This is a genomic window from Martelella sp. (assembly GCF_984369615.1).
Genome location: NZ_CFHTCS010000311.1, coordinates 1 through 5185, shown reverse-complemented (window position 1 = coordinate 5185; position 5185 = coordinate 1). Strand labels below are relative to the sequence as shown.

6 protein-coding genes are annotated in these 5185 nt (G+C 62.3%); 3 read left to right on the top strand and 3 right to left on the bottom strand.

Features of this window, described 5'->3' with window-relative positions; translation table 11 throughout:
- Positions 1-687: cation:proton antiporter domain-containing protein (locus AC5DC2_RS19005; protein WP_491699603.1), on the bottom strand; the 687-nt coding region annotated here is incomplete at its 3' end.
- 555 nt (positions 688-1242) lie between these two features.
- Here AC5DC2_RS19005 and AC5DC2_RS19000 point away from each other — a divergent pair.
- Positions 1243-1557 carry a hypothetical protein gene (locus AC5DC2_RS19000; RefSeq protein ID WP_491699602.1) on the top strand — a complete coding sequence of 105 codons (315 nt, stop codon included), beginning with the start codon at positions 1243-1245 and terminating at the stop codon, positions 1555-1557.
- A 60-nt stretch (positions 1558-1617) separates the two neighbouring features.
- Here the strand turns inward: AC5DC2_RS19000 and AC5DC2_RS18995 are convergent, their stop codons facing one another.
- Positions 1618-2349: a hypothetical protein gene (locus AC5DC2_RS18995; RefSeq protein ID WP_491699601.1), complete on the bottom strand. Its 732-nt coding sequence runs from the start codon at positions 2347-2349 to the stop codon at positions 1618-1620.
- A 367-nt stretch (positions 2350-2716) separates the two neighbouring features.
- Between AC5DC2_RS18995 and AC5DC2_RS18990 the strand changes: the two genes are divergently transcribed.
- Positions 2717-3856 (top strand): glycosyltransferase family 4 protein, encoded by a 1140-nt coding sequence (locus tag AC5DC2_RS18990; RefSeq protein WP_491699600.1) that lies wholly within the window; start codon positions 2717-2719, stop codon positions 3854-3856.
- Positions 3857-3863: 7 nt separating this feature from the next.
- On the opposite strand, the gene AC5DC2_RS18985 is transcribed toward AC5DC2_RS18990, so the two are convergent.
- On the bottom strand, positions 3864-4328 hold the full coding sequence (locus tag AC5DC2_RS18985) for an Lrp/AsnC family transcriptional regulator (protein WP_024709087.1): 465 nt from the start codon (positions 4326-4328) through the stop codon (positions 3864-3866).
- A 208-nt stretch (positions 4329-4536) separates the two neighbouring features.
- Here AC5DC2_RS18985 and AC5DC2_RS18980 point away from each other — a divergent pair.
- On the top strand, positions 4537-5185 hold a 649-nt coding region (locus AC5DC2_RS18980), incomplete at its 3' end, for an NAD(P)/FAD-dependent oxidoreductase (protein ID WP_491699599.1).

Sequence of the window (5185 nt, the reverse complement as noted above, 5' to 3'; positions counted from 1 at the left end):
CTTTTCGGCGAACGGCACCTTGAGCTTGCCGAAACGGCCGAAATACCAGAGCAGCCCCGCCATGATCCCCACGGCGACCAGCACGCGGATCGCGGTCGCGGTGATATCGAACCCTTCGCCCCCGAAGCTTGAGACGAAAATCAGCATCGGCACGACTGCGATGTCCTGGGCGATCAGCACGCCGACCGCGATCCGCCCGGCATCGCCGCGCAACGCATCCATCTCGTCCAGCATCTTCATCGCCACCACGGTCGACGACATGGCGATGACGAAGCTCAGGATCACGATTTCCCGCGTCGTCGCATCGAGCAGAAGACCGATGACAAGCGCCAGAACGGCGGCGCTCGCAAGCTGGCCCGCGACCACCAGAAGCGCTTGCCGGAGAGAAACGACGAAGGCCCGGATCGACAATTCCATGCCGATGAAGAACAGGAGAACGACCACACCCATTTCGCCGAGGAAGGCAACGCTGTCGCTGTTGGCGATCAGCCCCATGCCCGTGGGACCGAGCAGGATGCCGGCGAGAATGAAGCCGACGAGCGGCGGCTGGCGCAGCCACAAGAAGCCGAGGCCGGCAAGTGCGGCAACCGCGATGACAAGCGCGACGGCGGCGAAACCGCCGCCATGGGATGCGCCGTGCGTGACCGCCTCATGTACCACCTGCTCCATCTTCGGCCTCTGTTTCATGGCCCGCGGGCCGTTATCTTCTCCTCAAGGATAGAAGGCATTGCACAGAATGCTCAAGCAATCCCTACCGCGGCGCTCGAAGGGACGGTCCGGAGAGACCCGCATGAAGAAAATCTGAAGGCTTGACGTAGCGCATTTTAACCGCCGGAAATCGCTGCCAGACTGGGTTTTCCGGAACAGGCGGCCCCGCAGGCGGGGACAGACCTTCGCAGCGCAGCAACGAATTCGCTTTGCCAAGCATGAAAACCGTAATATATTCGTAACCATAAATGGAGGAGACAAAATGAGTTTATCACGGTCCCTGCATACGATCCTGATCGGAGCCGCATTCGTTTTCGTAACGGCGATGCTGTTCATCTAGAACGGATCAGGCGCTTATGCGCCTTCCCTGCCACGGTTGAGCCGGTCGGAACCGGTCGCCATAGTTTCGCGTTGATCTGGTCCTACATTCGGCGCGCGCTGTCGGTTGCCTTCGACGGGAACCGGCTCGCGCGGCCCGAAAATTGTTCCGTTGCCTTCCGGCGGCGGAAAGAACCAGTTGGCACGGAGAAAAACATGTTTGAACAGAAGACGTCCTCGAGCGAACTGCTTGATCGGCTGCGCTTTTCGCAGAAGACGCCGGTGGAACGGGCCGGCTCGATGGTGCGCGGCGAGGTGGACGCGCTGGGCCGTACGGCCCGGGAACATCCCGCCGCCAGCGGTTCCGCGCTCGCGCTTGTCGGGCTCGTGGCCTTCGGTCTCGGCTTTCTTGCCGGCAGCGCCGGCAGCGAGGCCTCGGTTCCGCGCAAGCGCCTTTTCCGGACAAAGCGCCGTACCGGAAAGCCGCTCTATAACGGTCGCGGTTCGTTTTTCTCCGGTCGCGGTCGCTGAGCCGCGGCCAGCGCTTCGGCACGGCCCCTGCCGGAACAGTTCGGCAACAGGCCAGGCGCATCAGCGCCAGTGCTCGTCGATCCACGGCGTGGGACGGGCATATTTATAGATGCGCTTCCACGGTTCCGAGAGCGGCCATTTGCCGATCGCCGCTTCATCGGGATCCGGCTTGCCCGTGAAGGCGACGATCTTCGTCCCTTCCGGGAGCGGCGGCGTGCGCAGAAAATTCAGCGGCCAGGTCGGCAGGAGCGTGTGCTTGAAGCTCACGCACCACGCGCGCGGCCAGAACACCATCCTGTCGACGGCATCGGAAATGTAGACCTGCTCGATCCCGTATTTTTTCCGGATAGACTCGCCGTTTTCTTCGAAATCATTGAAAATGTGGGTATTTCTGCCGACATGCCAGCGAAACACGGAGGTATTGCCAATGCCCTGCCCCATCTGGGTCCAGTTTTCGCAGGCGCAGAATGTCCCGGGTTCGTAATCGAACATCGCGTCCAGCCCGCCCGTGATGACGATATCGAGATCGAGAAACAGCACGTCGCCAGAAAGATCCGCAAGCGGCGCCTGCCAGAGGGAAAGCTTGCGCCAGGGCGTGTAGGCGATGTCATCGGCGATGCGGATGTCGGGCAGCGGGAAGGTCGTCACGTCGGCGTCAATGCCCTCGGCATCATCGGTGAAGCAGACGAGCCGCGTCGGCCGTTTCGTATGCCGCTTGATCATCGACCAGAGACGGTTGACGTAAAGCGCGGGGTATCGCGTTCCCCATTTCATGCATACGACAGTCTGCAACGGGCATCATCCTATGAATGTCGGCAACGCGCGATCCGCTCATCAGGCAAGCCTGTCCGGGTCTTTCGGCCGAAATCGGTTACGTCAGTTCAGGTTTCTGTATTTGAACAAAGCCGGAGCAAAGGCAACCGCTCCGATTCGCTCACCATGTGGAAAAGGCCGGCAATCGATCGGCCGCACAAACATCCCGTTATGAAAAAAAGCCCAGTTCGGTTAAGAAAGTATCCTTGCGGACGAGCCGATGCCCGCCGCAGTCCGAGCGGCGACCGTCTGTCTCCGCACGTGCCAAGGCTACACCGACGACCCGCTCGACGTCCAGAGGACGCCGGACCATTCTTTCCCGACGCGCATGACCGAAAGACACCCGATGATAGACCGCCCGCCCCGCATCCTGCAGCTTCTTCCAGCCCTCGGCGACGGCGGCGTCGAACGCGGCACTGTCGAAATGGCGGCATATCTTGCCGAAAAGGGCATCGAAAACTGGACGGCAAGCGCGGGCGGAGCACTGCTGGCGCCGCTTGAGGCCACCGGCACGCATCATGTCGATCTCAAGGTGGGGCGGAAATCCCCCTTCGCGATCCATGCCAATGCTGGCCGGCTGGCGCGGCTGATCGACGAGAACGAAATCGATATTGTTCACGCCCGCAGCCGCGCGCCTGCCTGGGCCGGCTGGCTCGCCGCGGCAAGGGCAAGGCGCAGGCCCCGCTTCATGACCACCTTTCACGGCGTCTACAGCCACGGCAACCGTTTCAAGCGCGCCTATGCCGGCGTCATGCTGAAGGGGCCTCTGGTGGTCGCCAATTCAGCCTTCATCCGCGACCACATCATCTCTGTCTACGGCTATCCCGCAGAGCGAATCATCCTCGCCCCGCGGGGGGTGGACGCCGCCGTCTTCGACCCCGGCAGGCTGAGCAGTGAGGACATCGCCCTTGCGCGGGCGGAACTTGGCGCGGATGACAGGACGCCCCTGATCGTGATTGTCGGCCGCATCACAGACTGGAAGGGCCACCGCTACCTGATCGAGTCGCTCGCCTTTGCCGAAAACAAGCGTTTCCGCCTCGCCATCGTCGGTTCGGGCAGCGCCGGCGTGATCGGCGAACTGGAAACGCTTGTCGCCGAACTCGACCTTGGCGACCGCGTGACGATTGCCGGCAGCCGGCGGGACATTCCAGCCGTCATGGCGGCCGCCGACATCGCGGTCTCCGCCTCCGTCCGCCCCGAAGCCTTCGGCCGGGTGGCGATCGAGGCCGAGGTCATGGGGACGCCGGTGATCGCCACCAATCACGGCGGAAGCCTCGAAACGGTGATCGACGGCAAGACCGGCTATCTGGTGCCGCCGGCCAATCCGAAAGCCCTTGCCGACGCCATCGATGCGGCGCTTTCCGATCCGGAAGGGCTGAAGGAAATGGGCCGCGCCGCCCGTGCTCACGTGCTCGCAAACTTCACCGTCGAAACCATGCTGGAGAAGGAATTCTCCGCCTATGAGCGGCTGATGGCGGCGGGCTGAGACAGGTTCAAAGCGCCACCAGGCCTTCCTTCTTCACCTGGCGGATGGTCAGCATGGTGCGCACCGTGTCGACATGCATGCTGGTGGTCAGCACCTCGATCACGAAATCCTGAAACTGCATCAGGTTCTCCGCGACACAGTGAAGCAGAAAGTCGGTCTCGCCCGAGGTCATCCATGCCTGCCGCACGATCGGCCAGTCGTCGGTCGCCCTCGAAAAGGCCTTCAGCTCCGCCTCCGACTGATGCTTCAGCCCCACCATGCAGAAGGCGACGAGATCGTAGCCGAGCCGCGGGGCATTGAGCATAGCATTGTAGCCCTCGATAATGCCTGCCTCCTCGAGCCTGCGCACCCTTCTCAGACAGGGCGGCGCCGAAATGCCCACCCGTTCGGCAAGCTCCACATTGGTCATCCGGCCGTCGCGCTGCAGCTCGCGCAGGATCTTCAGATCGACGGAATCGAGGTCGGCACGCATTGAATTCTCCTGAGGCGGATCCGGGGACGCATTTTGCGCGGAGCACGCAATAATATTACAATATCCCGCATGATTCTTTCAACCGGGCGAAATGGTCTGTTGGTAGGACTTCCATGGCCTTGAAACTGACGCCCGTCCAGCCATAAATGAGCCGAGACGCTGAATTGATCCGGCGCGCCGCTTTACGATCGCGCTGAAAGGATGTGACATGCCCGACCATCATACCAAGGTTCTGATCATCGGTTCCGGCCCCGCCGGCTATACAGCCGCGATCTACGCCGCGCGCGCAATGATGAAACCGATCCTGATCGCCGGCCTCGAGCAAGGCGGCCAGTTGACGATCACCACCGATGTCGAGAACTACCCGGGTTTCGCCGACCCAATCCAGGGCCCCTGGCTGATGGAGCAGATGCTGGCCCAGGCGGAGAATGTCGGCACCGAAATCGTCAACGACGTGGTCTCGAAGCTGGACCTCTCCAAACGCCCCTTCATCGCGACGACCGACAGCGGCGAGGTCTTCACCGCCGATACCGTCATCCTTGCCACCGGCGCCAAGGCCAAGTGGCTCGGCCTCGAAAGCGAACAGACATTCAACGGCGGCGGCGTTTCCGCCTGCGCCACCTGCGACGGCTTCTTCTACCGGGGCAAGGATGTGGTGGTCGTCGGCGGCGGCAATTCCGCCGTCGAGGAGGCGCTCTATCTGGCCAACATCGCCAGGACCGTGACGGTGGTGCACAGGCGCGACGAGTTCCGCGCCGAAAAGATCCTGCAGCAGCGCCTCTTCGCGCTCGAAAACGTCAAGGTGATCTGGAACCACGCGGTCGAGGAGATCGTCGGCACCACCGCCGTTCCGCCCC

Excerpts from the sequence above, each read along its gene's own strand:
- AC5DC2_RS19000 (WP_491699602.1), top strand. The coding sequence starts at position 1,243 with ATGTTTGAACAGAAGACGTCCTCGAGCGAACTGCTTGATCGGCTGCGC.
- AC5DC2_RS18990 (WP_491699600.1), top strand. The coding sequence starts at position 2,717 with ATGATAGACCGCCCGCCCCGCATCCTGCAGCTTCTTCCAGCCCTCGGC.
- AC5DC2_RS18985 (WP_024709087.1), bottom strand. The coding sequence starts at position 4,328 with ATGCGTGCCGACCTCGATTCCGTCGATCTGAAGATCCTGCGCGAGCTG.